This is a genomic window from Mycolicibacterium baixiangningiae, from assembly GCF_016313185.1.
In the GTDB taxonomy this organism is placed as follows: domain Bacteria; phylum Actinomycetota; class Actinomycetes; order Mycobacteriales; family Mycobacteriaceae; genus Mycobacterium; species Mycobacterium baixiangningiae.
The window spans coordinates 5,349,954-5,368,108 of sequence record NZ_CP066218.1 but is presented as its reverse complement, the minus strand read 5'-3'; the positions used below and the strand labels follow the sequence as shown (position 1 = coordinate 5,368,108).

Genomic DNA, 18,155 nt, shown 5'->3' with positions numbered 1-18,155 from the left:
GATATGGCGATGCGAAATAACGCAGCGCGAAGGCCTGAGCGGGGGACCGGCGTAATACACGAGGCACCGACGCGACGCCGATGCGTCACGTGACCCGGCTTTACTGCGCGGTACCGACGCACGCCAGCGTATGCCGTGCTCTGCCGCCAAGAGTCCCGCTACGTAGGAGAATCCGTGCCCCATCACGTACCACCGCCCACCGGACTGGACCGCCGCAGCTTCCTCAAGGCCGGCGGCCTCACCATCGGCGGACTGACGCTGGCTTCGTTCCTCGCGGCCTGCGGAGCCGGGGGCGGTGGATCGACCAAGGGCACACTGACCCTGAAGATGCCGTTCCTCGCTGATATGCAGGTGCCGGACCCGGACATCATGTACGAGGGCGAAGGCGTACAGGTGATGGAATCGGCGTACGAGGGCCTGGTGCGCTACCAGCCCGGCACCGCCGACATCATCGGCGGTCTGGCCGAGAACTGGACGGTCTCCGAGGACCAGATGACCTATACCTTTACGCTGCATCCGAACGTGAAGTTCCACGACGGCACGATCGCCGACGCGCAGGCCTGGGTGAAGAGCTTTGAGCGCCGCGCGGCCGTCAACCAGGGCCCGGCATACATGGTTGCCGGGGTGGCCGGGACCGCGGCGCCCAACCCGACGACGTTCATCGTGACGCTGAAAGAGCCCAACAACGCCTTCATGCACTATCTGGCGTGCCCGTGGCAGCCGTTCGCGGTGAGCCCGACGGCGGTGGCCGCCAACGCCAAAGGTGATGACCTGGCGCAGGATTGGTTGAAGACCCACGACGCCGGCTGCGGCCCCTACACTTTCACCGAGTTCGTCCCCGGCAGCCACTACACGCTGTCGGCGTTCGGCGACTACTGGGGCGGCAAGCCGGCGTTCGAGACCATCCGCATCGAGATCACACCGGATATCACGACGCAGAAGATGCAGCTCGACTCCGGGGCGTTCGACATCGTGAGCAAAGGCTTCGCCGTTCCTGATGTCCTTGCGTACCAACAGAACCCGGACTTCTCGGTAGTCACTGCCGTCGGCGGGTCGGGCGAGGCGATCTGGCTCAACCCGACGTCGGGCCTCTTCACCGACGTCGCACTGCGCCGCGCCATGCTGACCGCGCTGGACCGCAAGGCCATCGTAGACACCGCGTGGGGTGGGCTGGCGACTGCGCAGGAGTCGATGTGGCCGGCGAACTCCCTGCCGCCCGAGCTGGCCCCCTTCCCGGCCGAGGTCGACACCGCTCCACTGAAGGCGATGGTGGCGTCTCTACCCTCGAAAAAGGTGGACCTGGCGTGGGCCGCCGACGGCGGGGCGCCGCGCCAGCAGATGGCCGAACTGGTGCAGAACCAACTCGCCGCCTTCGGACTCGACGTCACCCTGCGGGCGATGCCGGTGGCCGAGATGTTCGATCTCGCCAATCAACCGCCCGAGAAGCGTCCGGACCTGCTGGTGGCGTTCCTCGGCGGGGACACCCTGCACCTGGACACCACGTTCCGCATCCTGCTGCGGACGGGCGCCAAGCCGCTGAACTTCTTTCAGTACTCCAATCCGAAGCTGGACACGCTGATGGACGATGCCGTCCGGCAGCCCACCACGGAGACGATGAACGGCGTCTACCAACAGTGCAGTCAGATCGCCATGGACGAGGCGATCTGGATCCCGCTCTGCCTACCGCCGAATGCCACCGTCGCGCAGAAAGACCTGACCGGGATCGAGAGCAATTCGTTCTACCCGCAGATCTTCTGGCCGCCGGCACTCAAACGGGCCTGACGCGACGGGAGGGCGGTACCTGTGCGGTACCGCCCTCCTCGCACACCCGCGCTCAGGACGAGGCGGCCAAACCGTGGAATCCGCTGCGGTGGAACACCATCGGGGCGATGTCGGGATAGATCGCCAACGCCATGATCTGCAGCACGACGATCTCGTGGTCGCCCGCCTCGACGCGTTTGAACGGAGCACACTCCAGCCACAGCGTCGAGCCGTGCACGAACACCGCACCGCTGGCGGTCGCCTCCCACTCCACGCCGTCGAACCGGTTGCCGGTCTTGGCCGCCAGCGAGCGCGCGACGGCGCCGTGGTCATTGGCCAGCACGGACAGCCCGAGCCGGTCGAGCCGCGCCAGCTTCGGCCATGTCGTCGACGTGTTGGCGACGCACACGGACACCAGGGGCGGGTCGAGCGACACCGAGGTGAACGAGCTGGCCGCCATCCCCTCGGCAACACCGTCGATCAGACCGCAGAACGCCGTCACCCCGCTGGGGAAGCAGCCGAACGCCTGCCGCAGCAGGGCCTGGTCGAACTGACCCTCGACCGCGGTGATCACGAGGACACCTGCGGGACGAACCGGCGCGCGACATCCAGCCATTTCTCGAGCTCCGGTGAGGTCTCGTACTCGGAGTCGATCAGGTAGAGGCTCGGCGCCGGGCAGCTGGCGCCGATCTCGACCAGCACGGGGCGCAGCGTCAGTTCGGGCGCCAGCGCATGCGCCAGCGATCCGCCGAGCATGAGCGGAAACGTGGTGACCTGCCCCAACTCACCCGCGCCGAACTGGTCGAGGAACAACTTCAACAGCCCGGTATAGGTGGCCTTGAACGTCGGGGAGGCCACCACCAGTGAATCGGCCGACTTCACGATCTCCTTGGCGGCGGCCACCTTCGGATCGCCCCACCCCAGCAGGCCCGGGCCGAGGTCGACGACGTCGATCACGTGTTCGGGGGCCGAGCCGGTCAGCTTCTCGGCGACCAGTTCGGCGGCCGCCCGCGTCCGCGACATCGGTTTCGGGTTTCCTACGACTACGACCGTCATCTACGCATCCTCCAGTTCGCCGGCAACAGCCTCATTCTTGCAGTGACCATTTCCTCGGCCGCGCCCCGCGGTAAATCCTGTATTGCGCCGTGGCCGGGTGCGGCGGGCGAGCGGCGGCGCAATCCGATGGACATCGACACGTCGTGAAGTCGTCACGCACAACGGGTTTGCTTTCCCCATTCCGAAATCTGGTGACGCAGAGCCAACGTCGGCCCGCACCGGTGTCTCACCCGAGTCGAAGACTTCCCATTCGCACGGCAATCGAGGGGCTCGCGCCATGACCATCGACGATGACATCGCGCTGCGGACGGCTGTAGCGGCGCAGCCCGCGGAGGTGACGCCGCGGGCCCGCGTGCGTGATCTGACCGTCACGTTCCAGCGCCGCGGGGTGCCGCTGCACGCGCTGCGGGGCGTCAGCCTCGACGTCCAGCCCGGGGAAGTGCTCGCGCTGGTCGGCGAGTCCGGCTCCGGGAAGAGCGTGCTGGGTCTGGGTCTGCTCGGGCTGCTCGACGGGCAACCCGCACCCGTGGTCTCCGGCCTGGCCGAGGTGTGCGGTGTCGACATGGTCACCGCCGGGGCCGAGGAGCGGCGCCGTGTCCGAAAGGCCCACCTCGGCGCGGTGTTCCAGGACCCCATGACGTCGCTGGACCCGACGATGCGGGTGGGCCGGCAGATCACCGAGGTCGCCGGGGATCCCGACGAGGCGCGCCGCCTGCTGGAGCTCGTCGGCGTCCCCGACCCGCTGCGGCGGATGAAGGCCTACCCGCATGAACTGTCCGGCGGCCTGCGACAGCGGGTGATGATCGCGATGGCGGTCGCAGGCGGGCCGGACCTGGTGATCGCCGACGAGCCGACGACCGCTCTCGACGTGACCGTGCAGGCGCAGGTGCTGGGCCTGCTGCGTGACCTGTGCACGGAGCTGGGTACTTCCTTCATCGTCGTCACCCACGACATCGGCGTGGCCTCGCAGATCGCCGACCGGGTGGCGGTCATGTACGGCGGGCGGCTGGCCGAGATCGGCGCCATGGACGAGGTTTTGGCGGCGCCGTCGCATCCCTACACGTTCGGGTTGCTGAATTCCCGCCTCGACCTCGACCTGCCGCTGGGCCGGGCGATCAGCGCCCTGCCGGGCAGCCCGCCGGATCCGCGGGCACACCCCAACGGGTGCGCCTTCTCGCCGCGCTGCCCCGCGGTCATTCCCGCGTGCACAGAGGTGCTGCCCGACCCGACGCCCGCCACCACCCACTCCGGCGCCGCGGCCTGCATCGTGCCCAACGCGACGGCCCAGTCCCGTACCCGTGCGGAGACAACGCCGTTCCCGCCGATGGCGGTACTCGACGACCCCCGACCGGTGCTGCAGATCAACGGGGTCGAGAAGCGGTTCTCTGTGCGGCGCGGCCCGTTCCGGCGCGACGATCTGCATGCGCTACGCCACGTCGTCCTCGACGTCGCCCCCGGGGAATCCATTGCGGTGGTCGGCGAATCCGGTTCGGGGAAGTCGACACTGCTGCGGGTGGTGGCCGGGCTGATGGAGCCGGACGGCGGCAGCGTGAAGTCCGTCGGGCCGAGGCCGCAGATGGTCTTCCAGGACGCCGGCGCATCACTGACCGCGTGGATGACGGTCGGGGAGATCGTGGGCGAGCGGCTACTGGGTTCGACGAACCGGACCGAACGCCGCGATCGCGTCGATGCGGCCCTGCGTCAGGTCGGCCTGCCCCCCGACGTGGCGAGTGTGAAGGCATCGAGCCTCTCCGGTGGCCAGCGCCAACGGGTGGCCTTCGCCCGCGCGATCATCGACCCGCCTCCGCTGCTGCTGTGCGACGAACCGACGTCGGCACTCGACGCGTCGTTGGCGGCGTCCGTGCTCAACCTGCTGCAGGAGCTGCGTCGCGAGCTGGGTATGGCCGTCGTGTTCGTCACCCATGACCTGGCGGCCGCACGGTTCATCGCCGACCGGATCGCGGTGATGTACCTGGGTCAGATCGTCGAGTTGGCACCGACCGAGAAGCTCATCGCCAACCCCAAACATCCCTACACCAAAGCGCTTCTGGCGGCGATACCGAGCCCGGGCAAGGAGCCGGCGCGGCTGCCCGGCGAACCGGCGAGCCCCCTGGCGGTCCCGCCCGGATGCGCCTTCCACCCCCGGTGCGGCGAACGGGTGGAGCGCTGCCCGACAGAGGTGCCCGCACTGCTGTCCACCGACGACACCAGCCGGCATCTGGCCGCCTGCCTGCTCACCACACCGCAGGCCGATCAGCGGCTCGCCGGCTGACCCAGGCTTTTTCAACCGCACACAGAAACAGGAGATCACCAGTGACCAAGAAGTTCCACCTCGGATGGTTCATGAATTTCATTCCGCCGGAATGGGATACGCCGCGGGCGTCACCGGACGTGGCGCGCTGGCCCAACGGGCAGTTCTACGTCGACATGGCGCGCAGCATGGAACGCGCCTGCTTCGACTTCATCATGATCGAGGACACCGTGATGGTGGCCGACGCCTACGGGCGCTCGATGGAGGGTGCGCTGAAGAACTCGGTGTTCGCCCCGAAACACGATCCGGTGCCGTTGGCGGTGAAGATCGCCTCGCACACCTCAAAGCTGGGTGTGGTGGCGACGATGTCCACCTCGTTCTACCCGCCCTACCTGCTGGCGCGGTTGGCCTCCACGGTGGACTCCCTGTCCGAGGGCCGGTTCGGCTGGAACATCGTGTCCTCCGCCGAGGACCGCGCCGCGCAGAACTTCGGCCTGGACGGGCTACCCGAGCATGACGAGCGCTACAACGTCGCCGACGAGTACTTCGACGTCGTCACCCAGCTGTGGGATTCGTGGGATGCCGACGCGGTGGTGATGGATCGCGAGACCCACACCTACGCCGACCACCGCAAGGTGCGGACCGTCGACTTCGTCGGCAAGTACTTCAAGTCCAGGGGCCCGCTGAACACGGTGCCCTCACCGCAGCACCGCCCGACGATCCTGCAGGCCGGCGCCTCACCGCGAGGCCGGGCGTTCGCCGCCCGCGCCGCCGATGCGATCGTCGCCGTCGGCACCGGCACCGCCGGGATGAAGGCCTACCGCGACGACATCCGGGCCCGTGCCGCGGCGGAGGGCCGCAACCCCGACGACATCAAGCTGATGTTCTGTGTCTCACCCGTCGTCGCGCCGACCGAGGCCGAGGCCCGCGCGGAGATCGAACGCCTGGTGGCCACCGACAGCTACATCGAGAAGCAACTCGTCGGCATCTCGTCGAACACCGAGATCGACTTCAAGCAGTTCGACTGGGACGAACCGCTACCCGCGGATCTGACCACCAACGGTGAGCGGGGTTCCCTCGAGCACTTCATGCGCGGCGACGGCAGCCCGGGTCCGAAGACGCTGCGGCAGTTGGCCATCGACTGGGCCACCACCGGTGTCGAGTTCGTCGGCACGCCCGAGCAGGTCGCCCGGCAGATGGGGGAGGCGATGGAGGAGATCGGCGGCGACGGCTTCCTCATCATGAAGCCGGGCTGGGATCTCAACCGCAACTACATCACGTCGATCACCGACGGCCTCGTACCCGAACTGCAGCGGATGGGCCTGACCCGCACCGAATACACCGGCACCACGCTGCGGGAGACGCTGCGCGAGTTCTGATGTCACGCCCGGCCACCGCCGTCCGGGCGCAACACCCATCGCCGATCGAGACGAGGAGACGTCAATGGCGGTCGCGGAGTATTACGCACCCACCGGTCTGGTCGGGTACCGGGGACGGCTGGGGTTGGCGACCCGCGAGTATTTCCAGGGCACCCCGGTGGCGGGCTACGTCGCCTTCGGTGCGCTGGCCGTGCTGTTCGTGGTGACCATCTTCGCCAGACAGATCGCGCCGTTCGACCCGCTGCTGGCGGTCGGCAAACCGATGTCCGCGCCGGGTGGCGCCAACCTCCTGGGCACCGACACGGTCGGCCGCGACGTCCTCAGCCGGGTGCTGTGCGGGATGCAGACCAGCTGGTTCGGCGCGCTGGCGGTGGTGGCGTTCTCGGTGGTGTTCGGCGGCCTCATCGGGCTGGTCGCCGGCGCCTGCGGCGGGTGGATCGACACCGTGCTGATGCGGATCACCGACGCGTTCCTGTCCCTCCCCGGACCGATCCTGGCGCTCGCGGTGGTGGCCGCCCTCGGCCGGTCCTACACGCACACGCTCATCGGCGTCGCGATCGTGTGGTGGCCGCTCTACACCCGGATCGTGCGCTCGGAGGTGCGCCGACTGCGGGCCTCCCCGCACATGGAGGCCGCCCGGGTCGGCGGGGTGAGTTGGCGGCGGCAGCTGCGCCGGCATCTGCTGCCCGGGGCGGTGCCGGTGACGATCGTGACCGCGAGCCTCGACATCGCGGCGCTGGTGCTGATGCTGGCCAGCCTGTCGTTCCTCGGTCTCGGCGCGCCGCAACCGGCGCCCGAACTGGGATCCATGAGCGCCCAGGGCATCACCTACATCTTCAGCGCGTGGTGGATCCCGATCATGCCGGCCGCAGCGGTGGCACTCATCGCGATCGTCGCCAACTTCGCCGGTGACGCACTGCGCGACCGCATCCGGGACCGCTGATGCTGACCGTCCTGCCCCGGCGCCTGCTCGGCGCGATCCCGGTGCTGTTCGTGCTCGTGCTGGCGGTGTTCATCCTGCAACAGGTGGCGCCGGTCGATCCGGTCGCGGCCGTGGTGGGTGCGAAGGCATCCCCCGAGGTCTACGCCGCCGCCCGCGCGGAACTCGGATACGACCGGCCGCTGCCCGTGCAGTTCTGGAACTATCTGGTCAGCGCGGTGCAGGGGGACCTCGGCCAGTCGAGCCTCACCCGTACCCCCGTGCTCTCCGACATCGCGGCGTTCCTGCCGGTCACGCTGGAACTGCTCCTCGTGGCGATGATCTTCACCGTGCTGATCGGAGCAGTGCTCGGCCTGGCGACGGCGCAGGGGTGGCGCGGCTCCGGGGTCCTGCGGGTGGTGATGATCTCCGGCGCATCGGTCCCGGTGTTCCTCGCCTGCCTGCTCGGCATGCTGGTGTTCTACCGCTATCTGAACATCCTGCCGGTGACCGGGGAGACGTCATACGATGACGCGCCCACGGGGCCAACGCATTTCCTGCTCATCGACAGCCTGCTGGCGGGGCGGCCCGAGATCTTCGCCGACGGCCTCCACCACCTCATCCTCCCGGCCTTCTGCCTGGCGCTGACGCCGGCGGTGGCCGTGGGACGCGTCCTGCGCAGCAGCCTGGAGACGACCATGCGCGCCGACCACACCCGCACCGTGCGCGCGAAAGGTATGAGCGAGAAGCGGATCCTGTTCATGCACACCGCGCGCAACTCCCTGGGCCCCGTACTCGCGCTGATGGGCCTGCAGATCGCGGTCATGATCGGCAACTGCATCCTGGTCGAGCTGATCTTCGCGCGGCCGGGCATCGGGTTCTACATCGCCAGGGCGATCGACAAGGCCGATTTCAACGCGATCGCCGGGGTGACACTGGTTGTCGGGCTGCTATACGTGATGACCAACATCGTGGTCGACGCGCTGCAATCGGTGGCCGATCCGAGGGTGGCGCTCTGAGGCGGACCGCGCGAAAGCCTCTGGCGTGGCTGCTGATCAGCTCGTGGCTGTGGCACGTCACCCGTTGGAACGGACTGTTCCTCGGCACGTACCTGGTCACCGACCTCGGCGGGCATCCGATCGCCAACCAGTTCGTCGGCGTCGCCATCTTCGCACCGATGCTGTTGGGCACCTGGGTCGCCGGCTCCCTGCGCCGGGGACTCGACGCCCGAAAACTGGTGCTGGTCACCGAGTTCGTGCTCTTACCGGTCTCGGTGGTGATGACGCTTCTCGTCAGCACCGGTGCGGTGCAGACCTGGATGGTGTATCCGTTCGAGCTGGCCTACGGCGTCGGCGGCATGGTCAACATGACCGCGCAGCGTGAGCTGCTGCTGCGGATCGGCGGGGAGGCGCGGGCCACCCGGGTCCTCAACGCCGAGGTGACCGGTATGGCGAGTGCGATGATGGCGGGCCCACTGCTCGGCGGACTCAGTGTCGGCGCGTTCGGCCTCGGTGCCGCGTTCGCTGTGCCTGCGGTGCTGCTGGCCGGTTCGGTGCCGCTGCTGTGGCTGTCCACCCGCCGGATGCCGGAGGGGGCCGGCGGCCCGCCGATAACACCTGTGCCGCAGGCTAATTGGCGGCTATTGCGGCGTTCACGGGCGCTCGCGGTGACTCTGCTGGTGACCGTCATCTGCAACCTGTGCTACTTCGCGTTCATCCCGCTGGTGCCGGTGATCGCCCAGCGCCTCGGCGCGGGAGCCTCGCTGACCGGGGTGATCGGTTCGATGGCCGGCCTCGTCCAGCTGGTGGTCGCCGCCGCGCTGGTGCTGCGGCCGTCGCGCCGGCCGCTCGCCGCGTTCGCGGTGGGTGTGGCGCTGTGCCTGGTCGGCCTCGGCGTGCTCGCCTACACGCCACTGGTATCGGTCGCTCTGCTCGCCCTGGGCGTGGCGGGAGTGGGGCAGGGTCTGTTCGGCTCCACCCAGGCGACGCTGCCGGTGTCCGCGGTGGCCCCCGATGACAGGGCCGCGGCGTTCGGGCTGCTGACCACGACCATCGGCGTGGCGCTGCCGACGGGCATGGTGGTCCTGGGTGTCACGTCGAGCCTGCTGGGTCCGCAGCGGGCGATGCTGGTGACGGCGCTGGCCGGGTTGGTCGTGCTCGGTGCGACGGTCCTGCTCAACCGCCGGGTGCTGGGGCTGCCCGCGTCAGGCGGTGCGGTAGGCGGTGGCGGAGAACGCCACCCGGTCGCCGCGCAGCCGGAGCTGAGATAGCGCCCGCGGCTGCCCGGAGTCGTCCTCGATGACATCCTCGAGCCAGACGAGCGGGGCGCCGAGCTCCACTCCGACCAGTTCGGCCGTCTGCTCGTCGGCCGCGACGGCGCCGATCGTGGTGCGGCTGCCGCCGATCCGCAGCCCGAGCTTCTTCTCGAGGATGTGGATGACGTCGGGCTCGTCGATGTCCGCTTCCAGTGACTGCTCTTCACCAGTCGCGATGTAGTTGACCGAGATACCCAGCGGAACGCCGTCCTGCAGCAACACGGCCTCGATCATCAGCACTGTCCAGCCCAACGGCAGGTCGAGGCGGTCGCGCACCATCGGCGGGCAGCCCAGCGACCGGCATTCGAGCAGCCGTGCCTCGACCGGGGTGAGTTCGTCGATGGGCAGGACCAGCGCCCCGATGGCCCGGGTTCCGTTCTTGGGTTCGCGGGTCACCAGCCCTTCGCGGGCGAGCTGCTGGAGCACCGCGCGCACGGTGTTGCGGCTCGCGGACAGTGCGTTGGTCAACTCGTGTTCGACGAGGAGCAGCCTGCCACCGGAGGTGACCAGCGTGGAGCGCAGCAGGTCATAGGTCCGCCGCGGTGAGTTGTTCAACCGGTCCGGGCTCTGCCGCTGCCGCTGGTAGGCGATTTCGGGGCGCGCCGGTTCCTTGGCGCGCAGCCTGTTCCGGCACGCTTCGGACACTGCTTGTTCCGCTCCCGACACGCGTCATCAGTCCTTCCTGAGTCCCCGGGAGTATTTGAGCAGGCAATTGTTACCGGACTCGGGCGTAGTTGATTCAGCGGAGTTACGCGGGTCTGGGTAGACCCGGGTGTCGGCCCACGAGGTGGGCGAGGTACGCGCAGGTCAGCAGGACGACGGCGGTCGCGGTGAACAGTGCGGGGACGCCGAACTGGGCGCCCACCACGGCGCAGCCGACCGACCCGGCGAGCAGGCCGATGCCGGCCGAGATGCGGAACTTCGCCAAGCCGGCGGCGGACTCCCCGACGCGGGCGACCACCATCACCGGCAGGGCGGCCGTGGCACCGGCCAGGGTCACCCCGAAGCTTGCGGACACCACCAGATACGTCGTCACACCGGGATCGAGCGCCAGCACCACCGAACACAACGTGCCGAGGGTGAACGAGCCGACGAGCATCCCGATCACCCCGGTGCGCCGGATCAGCCGGTAGGCCAGCGCGAGCGCGACGATCTCGACGGCCGACATGAGTGCGACCGCCGCGGTGATCGTGACGACGGAGTGCCCTCGCGCCGCACCGGCGAGCGGTAGAGCGGTGAACAACACTCCGCCACGCAGGAATTCACCGCTCATCGCCAGGACGAGGGCGGCGCCGCCGCCAGCTGTCCGGTCGAACCGGGGCAGACCGATGCGCACCGGCGCACTGCCCGGCGGCGCGGCCAGCCGTGGTAGGGCGATAGCGATGGCGGCGGCGACCAGCAGAGCCAGCACCCCGGTGCCGACCAGGGCCACCTGGTAACCGATCCGGCCGTCTATCAGCCCGGCGACCAGCAGCCCGCCCGGCGACGCGACCGCACCGCCGAAGAGGAACGCCACGTTGAACCGCCCCAGCGACCGGGCGAGGTCGTCGGCCGACGAATGCGGTAGCCGCACCGCCGCCTGCAGTCCCGCGCCGAAGACGATCCCGCCTCCGAGGCCCTGCACGATGCGCGCCGACATCAGTGGCACCCCACCGGGCGCCAGACCCATTCCGATGCAGGCGATTCCGAACAGCGTCAGCCCCACCGCGAGAGCGGCCCGCGCATCGAGCCCCGGAATCACCCGCGACCCGAACACGTCGACCACGATGACGCCCACGGCCGCGCCGAGCATGAAGATCCCGATGTAGAGGCTGCTGTGCGAGATCTCCCGGATGTACAGCACTTCCAGCGGCGCGGTGAGGCTCACGGTGGCTCCGGCCGCCACCATCAGTGGCAGGAACGAGCGAGACCGGGTGAGGGGGTCGGCCGTCACCAGGGGGTGGCGGTCTGGTCTGCGTACGGTTCGCCGGGATGACCCGTACGCCCCGGCAGGCCGACGGCTTCGGTGATCTCGAGTCCGTAGGCCTCGAGGCCGACGCGTTTGACGGGGTTGTTCGTCAGCAGCCGCATCCGCCGGACCCCGAGGTGGGCGAGGATCTGCGCCCCGACGCCGTAGTCGCGCGCATCCCCCGGCTGATTCCCCTCGCCGCCATGGCCTTTCGGCAGGAATCCGGCCCCGCCGCCGTCGTGACCGCGCAGATACACCACGACACCGCGGCCCTCGGCGGCGACCGCAGCCATACCGTGCCGCAGTTGGGCTCCGCAGTCACAGCTCGCGGATCGGAAGATGTTGCCGGTCAAGCACTCCGAATGCACCCGCACCAGAGTCGGCGACGGATGGCGCCCCGCTGCGCCACCCGTCAGGTCACCCATCACCAGGGCGATGTGTTCGCGGCCGTCGAGCACCGACTCGAAGCCGTGGGCCTGGAACTCGCCGTATTGGGTCGGCATTCGGCTGGTGGCCCTGAACTCGACGAGTCGTTCGGTGCGGTGCCGGTAGGCGATCAGATCGGCGACGGCCACCGTGACGAGTCGGTGCGTCGCGGCGAACGCCCGCAGGCGCTCGCCGCGGACGAGGGTGCCGTCGTCGCCGACGACTTCGCCGATCACGGCCACCGGGGACAGCCCGGCCAGCCCGGTCAGGTCGACGGCCGCCTCGGTGTGTCCCGCCCGGCGCAGCACGCCGCCGTCGACCGCGCGCAAAGGGAACACGTGCCCCGGCCGGCTCAGATCCCCTGACCGCGTTGCCGGTTCGGCGAGCAGTGAGATGGTCCGCGCCCGGTCGGCCGCCGAGATCCCGCTGCCGATGCCCGTCCTGGCGTTGACCGACACCGCATAACCCACACCCTTGGGATCCTCGTTGACCGCGACCATCGGCGGCAGTGCCAACCGGTCGAGGTCAGCGGCAGGCATCGGGACACACAGGATGCCGCCGGTGTGGCGGACCATGAACGCCACCCGTTCGGGAGTGGCATGGGCCGCAGCGAGCATGAGATCGCCGTAGTCGTCCGGGTTTTCGCCGTCGACGACGATCACCATCTGTCCGGAGCGCAGCGCGTTGACGGCGTCGTCGATCGTCGCGTGCGGTGAGTCGGCGCCCAGCCCGCAGCGGCGGAGCCCGCGCAGCGACACGTCAGAACTCGCGCAGGTGGTCGCGCAGCATCTCGGTGGTGTACTCGCTGCGGGTCCGGCCGAGCTTCTGCAGGGCCGGCACCAGACCGTCGGTGATCTCGGTGACGTAGCGGCGGTTGAGACGCATCACGGGGCTGGTGATCAGATAGCCGTCACCACCCACCTCGTCCATCACGTCGGCCATCTCCTGTGCGACGTCGGCCGGCGTGCCGGTGAATCCGACGTGGCTGGTCAACCCGCTGCCGGTGACCAGCTCGCGCAGCGTCTTGTCCTTGCCCCGGCCGACGAAGCTCTCCAGCGAACCCCGCTCTCCGTTGGTCCACACCTCGGGAAGCGGTTTGTCGAGATCGAACTGGGAGAAGTCGATCTCGGTGATCGAGGAGATCTCGGCCAGCATGTACTCGACGTAGAGGGGGTCGTTGAACCACCGGTCCCGCTTGGCCAGCGCCTCCTCGGTGGTGTCGGCGACGATCGGGGAGACGAGGTAGAACACCTTGCAATGCGAAGGATCGCGGCCGTTGGCCTTCATGCGGGCGTGGATGTCGTCGCGGTAGGCCTTCATCTTCTCGGGGCCGTCGGCCGGCGCGACGATGGTGTCGGCGTGCTGCGCGGCCAACTCCCGCCCAGGCGGTGACGCCCCGGCCTGGGCGATCGCCGGACGGTACTGCGGTGACGGCGCGGTGTTCAGGGGGCCGCGCGACTTGTAGTACTTGCCCTCGAAGTCGATGGTGCGCACGCGCGTGTGGTCGGCGTAGGTCCCGGTCTCGTGATCGCGCACGATCGCGTCCCGGTCCCAGGACTCCCACAGCTTGGTGACCACCTCCATGTACTCGGTGGCCCGCGCATAACGCTCGTCGTGCTCGTAGAGCTTGTCGAGCCCGAAGTTCTGCGCGGAGCGGTCCTCGCCCGAGGTGACGACGTTCCAGCCGAACCGGCCGCGGGCGATGTGGTCGATCGTGCTGCACAACCGGGCCAGCAGGAACGGCGGATAGAAACTGGTCGACATCGTCGGCACGACGCCGAGCCGGCTCGTGGCGTTGGCCATCAACACCGCCAGCGGGACCGGATCGTGTTTCGGGTTCACGCCGTGCTTGAGGTCGTACTCCATGGTGCCGCCGTAGGCCGTCGACACCATCAGCTTGTCCTCGATGAGTACGTAGTCGAACTTGGCGCGTTCGAGATCGCGGGCCATCTCCACATAGAAGTCGCCGGTGAAGTCCCGCCCACCGTCGCCCCAGGTCCCGTTCCACTCGTCGGCGACGAAGTTGAGGAACCACGCCAGATGGAACTTGCCGGTCATTCGATCTCCCATCACTGTCTGGTGGAACCAGGCAAACAGTGATGCGTTACTGGCCGGTGTCCTGGCAGTACCGCCGATATTGCGCGGGTCAGCCGCGGGCGGCCCGGTTCACCGCCGAGACCACCGCGCGCAGCGAGGCCGTCGTGATCGACGTCGCGATACCGACACCCCACACCGTCCTACCGCCGACGGAGGCCTCGACGTAGGCGGCGGCCTGGGCCTCCTCGCCGGCGGACAGGGCGTGCTCGGAGTAGTCCAGAACGCTGATGTCGAAGCCGATCGCGCCCAGCGCGTCGACGAACGCGGCCAGCGGGCCGTTGCCCGCACCGACGATTTCGCGCTCGGCGCCGTCGACCTTCACCACGGCGGTGATGGTGTCGGTGCCGCCGTCGACCTCCGCCGCGTCGACGCGCTGACGTATCCGCTCCAGCGGCCGGACCGGCGACAGGTATTCGTCGGCGAAGACGTCCCACATCTCCTTGGGCGACACCTCGCCGCCCTCACCGTCGGTGATCTTCTGGATCGCCTGGCTGAACTCGATCTGCAGGCGGCGCGGCAGCACCAGCCCGTGGTCGGCCTTCATGATGTAGGCCACGCCGCCTTTGCCCGACTGCGAATTCACCCGGATGACGGCCTCGTAGGTGCGGCCGACGTCCTTCGGGTCGATCGGCAGATACGGCACCTGCCACAGGATGTCGTCGACGTCCTTGTCGGCCGCGTCGGCGTCGACCTTCATCTGGTCGAGGCCCTTGTTGATCGCGTCCTGGTGGCTGCCGGAGAACGCCGTGTACACCAGATCGCCGCCGTACGGGTGCCGTTCGTGCACCGGCAGCTGGTTGCAGTACTCGACGGTGCGGCGGATCTCGTCGATGTTGGAGAAGTCGATCTGCGGGTCGACGCCACGGCTGAACAGGTTCAGGCCCAGCGTCACCAGGCAGACGTTGCCGGTGCGCTCGCCGTTGCCGAACAGGCAGCCCTCGATGCGGTCGGCCCCGGCCTGATAGCCCAATTCGGCTGCGGCGACGGCAGTTCCGCGATCGTTGTGCGGGTGCAGGCTCAGGATGATGCTGTCGCGCGGGCGCAGGTTCCGGTTCATCCACTCGATCGAGTCGGCGTAGACGTTGGGCGTCGCCATCTCGACGGTGGCGGGCAGGTTGACGATCAAAGGCACCTCGGGGGTGGGCTTGACGATGTCGGCGACCGCATTGCAGACGTCGACGGCGTACTCCAGCTCCGTGCCCGTGTAGGACTCGGGGGAGTACTCGAACCGCCACGCCGTGTCCGGATACTTCGCGGCCTCTTCGACACACAGCCGCGCGCCGTCGACGGCGATCTTCTTCACGGCGTCCCGGTCGGCGCGGAACACCACGCGGCGCTGCAGGATCGACGTCGAGTTGTAGAAGTGCACGATCGCCCGCGGCGCGCCCTGACAGGCCTCGAAGGTGCGCGTGATCAGTTCGGGCCGGCACTGCGTCAGCACCTGGATGGTGACGTCGTCGGGGATCGCGCCCTGTTCGATGATCTCGCGGACGAAGTCGAAGTCGGTCTGGCTGGCCGACGGGAAACCGACCTCGATCTCCTTGTAGCCCATGCGCACCAGCAGGTCGAACATGCGGCGTTTGCGCTGAGGGCTCATTGGGTCGATCAGTGCCTGATTGCCGTCACGCAGGTCTACCGCACACCACATGGGGGCGGTGTCGACGACCTTGTCGGGCCAGGTGCGATCGGGCAGCGTGATGGGCTCAACCTCGTCGGCGAAGCTGCGGTAGCGGCTGACCGGCATGGACGACGCGCGCTGGGTGTTCCACGCCGGCTGGCCGGGATGGGGCGGGCCGGACGGGGTGGTGATGGCGCGGGCTGACGAGTAGGCGTCTGACGAATTCGGGGTGTTCATGATCGATTGCTCCGGGAGTTTGACGAGGGACTCGACCGGCGCATCGCGAAAACCCGCGACGGGAAGCCGGTCTGGTCAGACCCCGCCGCGGCGACCGAGAAGGAGCGCCCGCTGCACGCTGACCACTGTAGACCCTGGCGCCGCCACGCCCCAAATGGCCCGAACCCGCCGAGACCGCGGTGAGATCACGATTCCGGGGAGATTGGCGATCTCACCGCAGTCTCGAGGATCAGATTTGCGAGTCGGGGAACGCGATGACCGACAGGAACCGGATCGGCAGTTCGACCAGGTCGACGGGGCCGTGCGCGCCTTCCCCGTCGATCTGCAGGGAATCGCCGGGGTGCAGGCGGTACACCGACCGGCTGTGGCTGTAGTCCATGACGCCTTCGAGCATGTAGATGAACTCGGTGCCCGGGTGCTGGAACAGAGGATAGGTCCGGCTCTTCTCCGACAGAGTGACTTCCAGGCACTCCAGCCGCTTGTGCTCACCGCGCAGCGACCCGAGCAGCTGGTAGTCGTGGCCTTCCTTGGTGCCATTGCGCACGATCCGGGCGCCGGTCCCCGCCTTGACGAACGCGGCTGGACGCTCGACGTCCGCACCGCGGAAGAGGCTGGTGACCGGCACGTCGAAGCCCTTGGCCAGCAGCGCGAGCGTGGACAGGCTGCACGACGTCTGGGCGTTCTCGATCTTGCTCATCATGGCCTTGGAGATCCCGACGCGGGTGGCCATCTCGGCAACGGTGAGCCCGTGCTGCTGCCGGAGTTTGCGCACGTTACGCCCGATCGCCGCCTCGAACTCGGTGTCCTCGACCGGCTCCTGCGGGTCGCGCTCGCGCGCGGTCCCCGACTCGTTGCGGAGCAGCGGAACGTCGTTCACCCGTCCACCCTACTAAGCCGGCGTCTCGCTAGCGGAAACGCAGGCAGCGCGTCACCGCATCTCTCCGGCCCCGACGTACGGGTAGGGCGTCTTGAGCAGATCGCCGTCGGCGAAGCGGGACAACCGGAAGTCGGTCTCGGGGATCCGGGGGTCGGAGCTGTGCCCGTCGACGATCAGATCCGCCACCAGCCTGCCGACCGCGGGCGCGATCTTGAATCCGTGTCCGCTGAACCCGGCGGCGATGACGAGGCCGTCGAGGTCGGTGCGCGAGATCACCGGGTTCCAGTCGGGCGTGACGTCGTAGCAGCCGGCGTAGCTGCTGGTGATCGAGGCGTCGGGGAATCCGGGGAACCGGGTGCCGACCTTCTCGACGGTGATGTCGACGAAGTCGTCGGTGGCGCGGTTGAGGTAGTTGTCCGGGTCGGTGTCCTCGTTGTCGGCCAGATCGCTGTTGCCGAACAGGACGGTGCCGTCGGGTTCGGGCCGGATGTACTGCAGCGACACCAGATCGGAGAACACCGGCACCGGCCCGAGTTCCACGCCGGGGTCGATGAACACGATCTGTTCACGCACCACGCGGATCGGCACGTCGATGCGGTGCTGGGCGAGGAACGGACGGGTCCAGACGCCGGTGGCCACGACGACGGTCTCGGCGGAGATCTCGCCACCGTCGGCGAGTTTCACCCCGGTGACGCGCTCACCGTCGGTCACCAGGCTCTGCACGGCGGTGCTCTGTCGCACCCGCACACCCGCGGCCCGCGCGGCGATCGCGAAGGCCTGTGCGGTCTGATACGCGTCGCCGTATCCGCCGCGCGGCTCCCAGCCGAAGGCTGCGAACGGTTCCAGGTCGGCGAACGGCCACATCTTGGCGACCTCGGCGGCGTCGATCTCCTCGGTCTGCACACCGACCGCGCGCTGCGCCGCAAGGCTCTTGCGCATCGCGTCGACGTTCTGCTCACCGACACCGACGACGTAACCGGTCTGGCGGAAGCCGATGTCGTCGGCCGCCTCGCCCAGGTACTTCTGCGGGTTCTCGAACACCTCCAGCCCGGCGTTGGCCATGGCGGCCAGCGAGCTGACCCCGTAATGGCAGCGCACGATGCCGCTCGATTTGCCCGTCATCCCGGCACCGACCGTATGCCGTTCGGCGAGAACCACATTCGTGACGCCGCGTTCGGCCAGCGCCCATGCGGCGGCGGCGCCCTCGAGGCCGCCGCCGACGATGACGACGTCAGCTGTCTCGGTCATCATCGTGTCCTCTTCGCGCAAGCG

General features: G+C 68.6%; 15 protein-coding genes. 6 read left to right on the top strand and 9 right to left on the bottom strand.

Translation table 11 applies throughout. The annotated features are described in order from the left end of the window. Positions 1–174 precede the first annotated feature (174 nt). On the top strand, positions 175–1,782 hold the full coding sequence (locus I7X18_RS25500) for an ABC transporter substrate-binding protein (protein ID WP_193046752.1): 1,608 nt from the start codon (positions 175–177) through the stop codon (positions 1,780–1,782). A gap of 52 nt (positions 1,783–1,834) precedes the next feature. Here I7X18_RS25500 and I7X18_RS25495 read toward each other — a convergent pair whose 3' ends face one another. Both I7X18_RS25495 and I7X18_RS25490 read right to left on the bottom strand, forming a co-directional pair. Beyond that, positions 1,835–2,332 carry a flavin reductase family protein gene (locus I7X18_RS25495; protein WP_232375521.1) on the bottom strand — a complete coding sequence of 166 codons (498 nt, stop codon included), beginning with the start codon at positions 2,330–2,332 and terminating at the stop codon, positions 1,835–1,837. After that, positions 2,332–2,817, bottom strand: a complete 486-nt coding sequence (locus I7X18_RS25490; protein ID WP_193046750.1) for an NADPH-dependent FMN reductase — start codon at positions 2,815–2,817, stop codon at positions 2,332–2,334. Before I7X18_RS25490 ends, I7X18_RS25495 begins: the two co-directional genes overlap by 1 nt. Positions 2,818–3,094: 277 nt before the next feature. Here I7X18_RS25490 and I7X18_RS25485 point away from each other — a divergent pair, with 277 nt between their 5' ends. From I7X18_RS25485 to I7X18_RS25465, 5 genes are all read left to right on the top strand, one after another. Then, on the top strand, positions 3,095–5,089 hold the full coding sequence (locus I7X18_RS25485) for a dipeptide ABC transporter ATP-binding protein (protein ID WP_193046749.1): 1,995 nt from the start codon (positions 3,095–3,097) through the stop codon (positions 5,087–5,089). 41 nt (positions 5,090–5,130) lie between these two features. Further along, on the top strand, positions 5,131–6,447 hold the full coding sequence (locus I7X18_RS25480; protein WP_193046748.1) for an NtaA/DmoA family FMN-dependent monooxygenase: 1,317 nt from the start codon (positions 5,131–5,133) through the stop codon (positions 6,445–6,447). Between the two features lie 64 nt (positions 6,448–6,511). Beyond that, entirely contained in the window at positions 6,512–7,390 is an 879-nt protein-coding gene (locus I7X18_RS25475; RefSeq protein WP_193046747.1) for an ABC transporter permease, read from the top strand. Further along, positions 7,390–8,385, top strand: a complete 996-nt coding sequence (locus I7X18_RS25470) for an ABC transporter permease (protein ID WP_193046746.1) — start codon at positions 7,390–7,392, stop codon at positions 8,383–8,385. Before I7X18_RS25475 ends, I7X18_RS25470 begins: the two co-directional genes overlap by 1 nt. Then, positions 8,319–9,635 carry an MFS transporter gene (locus I7X18_RS25465; protein ID WP_193046886.1) on the top strand — a complete coding sequence of 439 codons (1,317 nt, stop codon included), beginning with the start codon at positions 8,319–8,321 and terminating at the stop codon, positions 9,633–9,635. Before I7X18_RS25470 ends, I7X18_RS25465 begins: the two co-directional genes overlap by 67 nt. Here the strand turns inward: I7X18_RS25465 and I7X18_RS25460 are convergent. From I7X18_RS25460 to I7X18_RS25430, 7 genes are all read right to left on the bottom strand, one after another. Next, positions 9,570–10,325, bottom strand: coding sequence for a GntR family transcriptional regulator (locus tag I7X18_RS25460; protein ID WP_232375330.1), 756 nt, complete (start codon positions 10,323–10,325; stop codon positions 9,570–9,572). The two genes, I7X18_RS25465 and I7X18_RS25460, sit on opposite strands and share 66 nt — an antisense overlap. Before the next feature lie 103 nt (positions 10,326–10,428). Next, positions 10,429–11,613, bottom strand: a complete 1,185-nt coding sequence (locus I7X18_RS25455; protein ID WP_232375329.1) for an MFS transporter — start codon at positions 11,611–11,613, stop codon at positions 10,429–10,431. Then, positions 11,610–12,812 (bottom strand): 3,4-dihydroxy-2-butanone-4-phosphate synthase, encoded by a 1,203-nt coding sequence (gene ribB / locus I7X18_RS25450; RefSeq protein WP_232375328.1) that lies wholly within the window; start codon positions 12,810–12,812, stop codon positions 11,610–11,612. The genes I7X18_RS25455 and ribB overlap by 4 nt, the downstream gene beginning before the upstream one ends. Position 12,813: 1 nt before the next feature. After that, a complete protein-coding gene (locus I7X18_RS25445; RefSeq protein WP_193046744.1) occupies positions 12,814–14,112 on the bottom strand; it encodes an NtaA/DmoA family FMN-dependent monooxygenase in 1,299 nt (432 codons plus the stop codon). Between the two features lie 88 nt (positions 14,113–14,200). Further along, the gene (leuA, locus tag I7X18_RS25440; protein ID WP_193046743.1) at positions 14,201–16,006 is read right to left on the bottom strand and encodes a 2-isopropylmalate synthase; all 1,806 of its coding nucleotides are present in this window, start codon (positions 16,004–16,006) and stop codon (positions 14,201–14,203) included. A 229-nt stretch (positions 16,007–16,235) separates the two neighbouring features. Then, on the bottom strand, positions 16,236–16,883 hold the full coding sequence (locus tag I7X18_RS25435; RefSeq protein ID WP_193046742.1) for a type II toxin-antitoxin system RelB family anti-toxin: 648 nt from the start codon (positions 16,881–16,883) through the stop codon (positions 16,236–16,238). A 51-nt stretch (positions 16,884–16,934) separates the two neighbouring features. Beyond that, positions 16,935–18,131, bottom strand: a complete 1,197-nt coding sequence (locus I7X18_RS25430) for an NAD(P)/FAD-dependent oxidoreductase (protein ID WP_193046741.1) — start codon at positions 18,129–18,131, stop codon at positions 16,935–16,937. Positions 18,132–18,155: the final 24 nt, after the last annotated feature.

Coding starts and splice junctions, on each gene's coding strand:
- I7X18_RS25490 (WP_193046750.1), bottom strand. CDS start 2,817: ATGACGGTCGTAGTCGTAGGAAACCCGAAACCGATGTCGCGGACGCGG.
- I7X18_RS25485 (WP_193046749.1), top strand. CDS start 3,095: ATGACCATCGACGATGACATCGCGCTGCGGACGGCTGTAGCGGCGCAG.
- I7X18_RS25475 (WP_193046747.1), top strand. CDS start 6,512: ATGGCGGTCGCGGAGTATTACGCACCCACCGGTCTGGTCGGGTACCGG.
- I7X18_RS25470 (WP_193046746.1), top strand. CDS start 7,390: ATGCTGACCGTCCTGCCCCGGCGCCTGCTCGGCGCGATCCCGGTGCTG.
- I7X18_RS25445 (WP_193046744.1), bottom strand. CDS start 14,112: ATGACCGGCAAGTTCCATCTGGCGTGGTTCCTCAACTTCGTCGCCGAC.
- leuA (WP_193046743.1), bottom strand. CDS start 16,006: ATGAACACCCCGAATTCGTCAGACGCCTACTCGTCAGCCCGCGCCATC.
- I7X18_RS25430 (WP_193046741.1), bottom strand. CDS start 18,131: ATGACCGAGACAGCTGACGTCGTCATCGTCGGCGGCGGCCTCGAGGGC.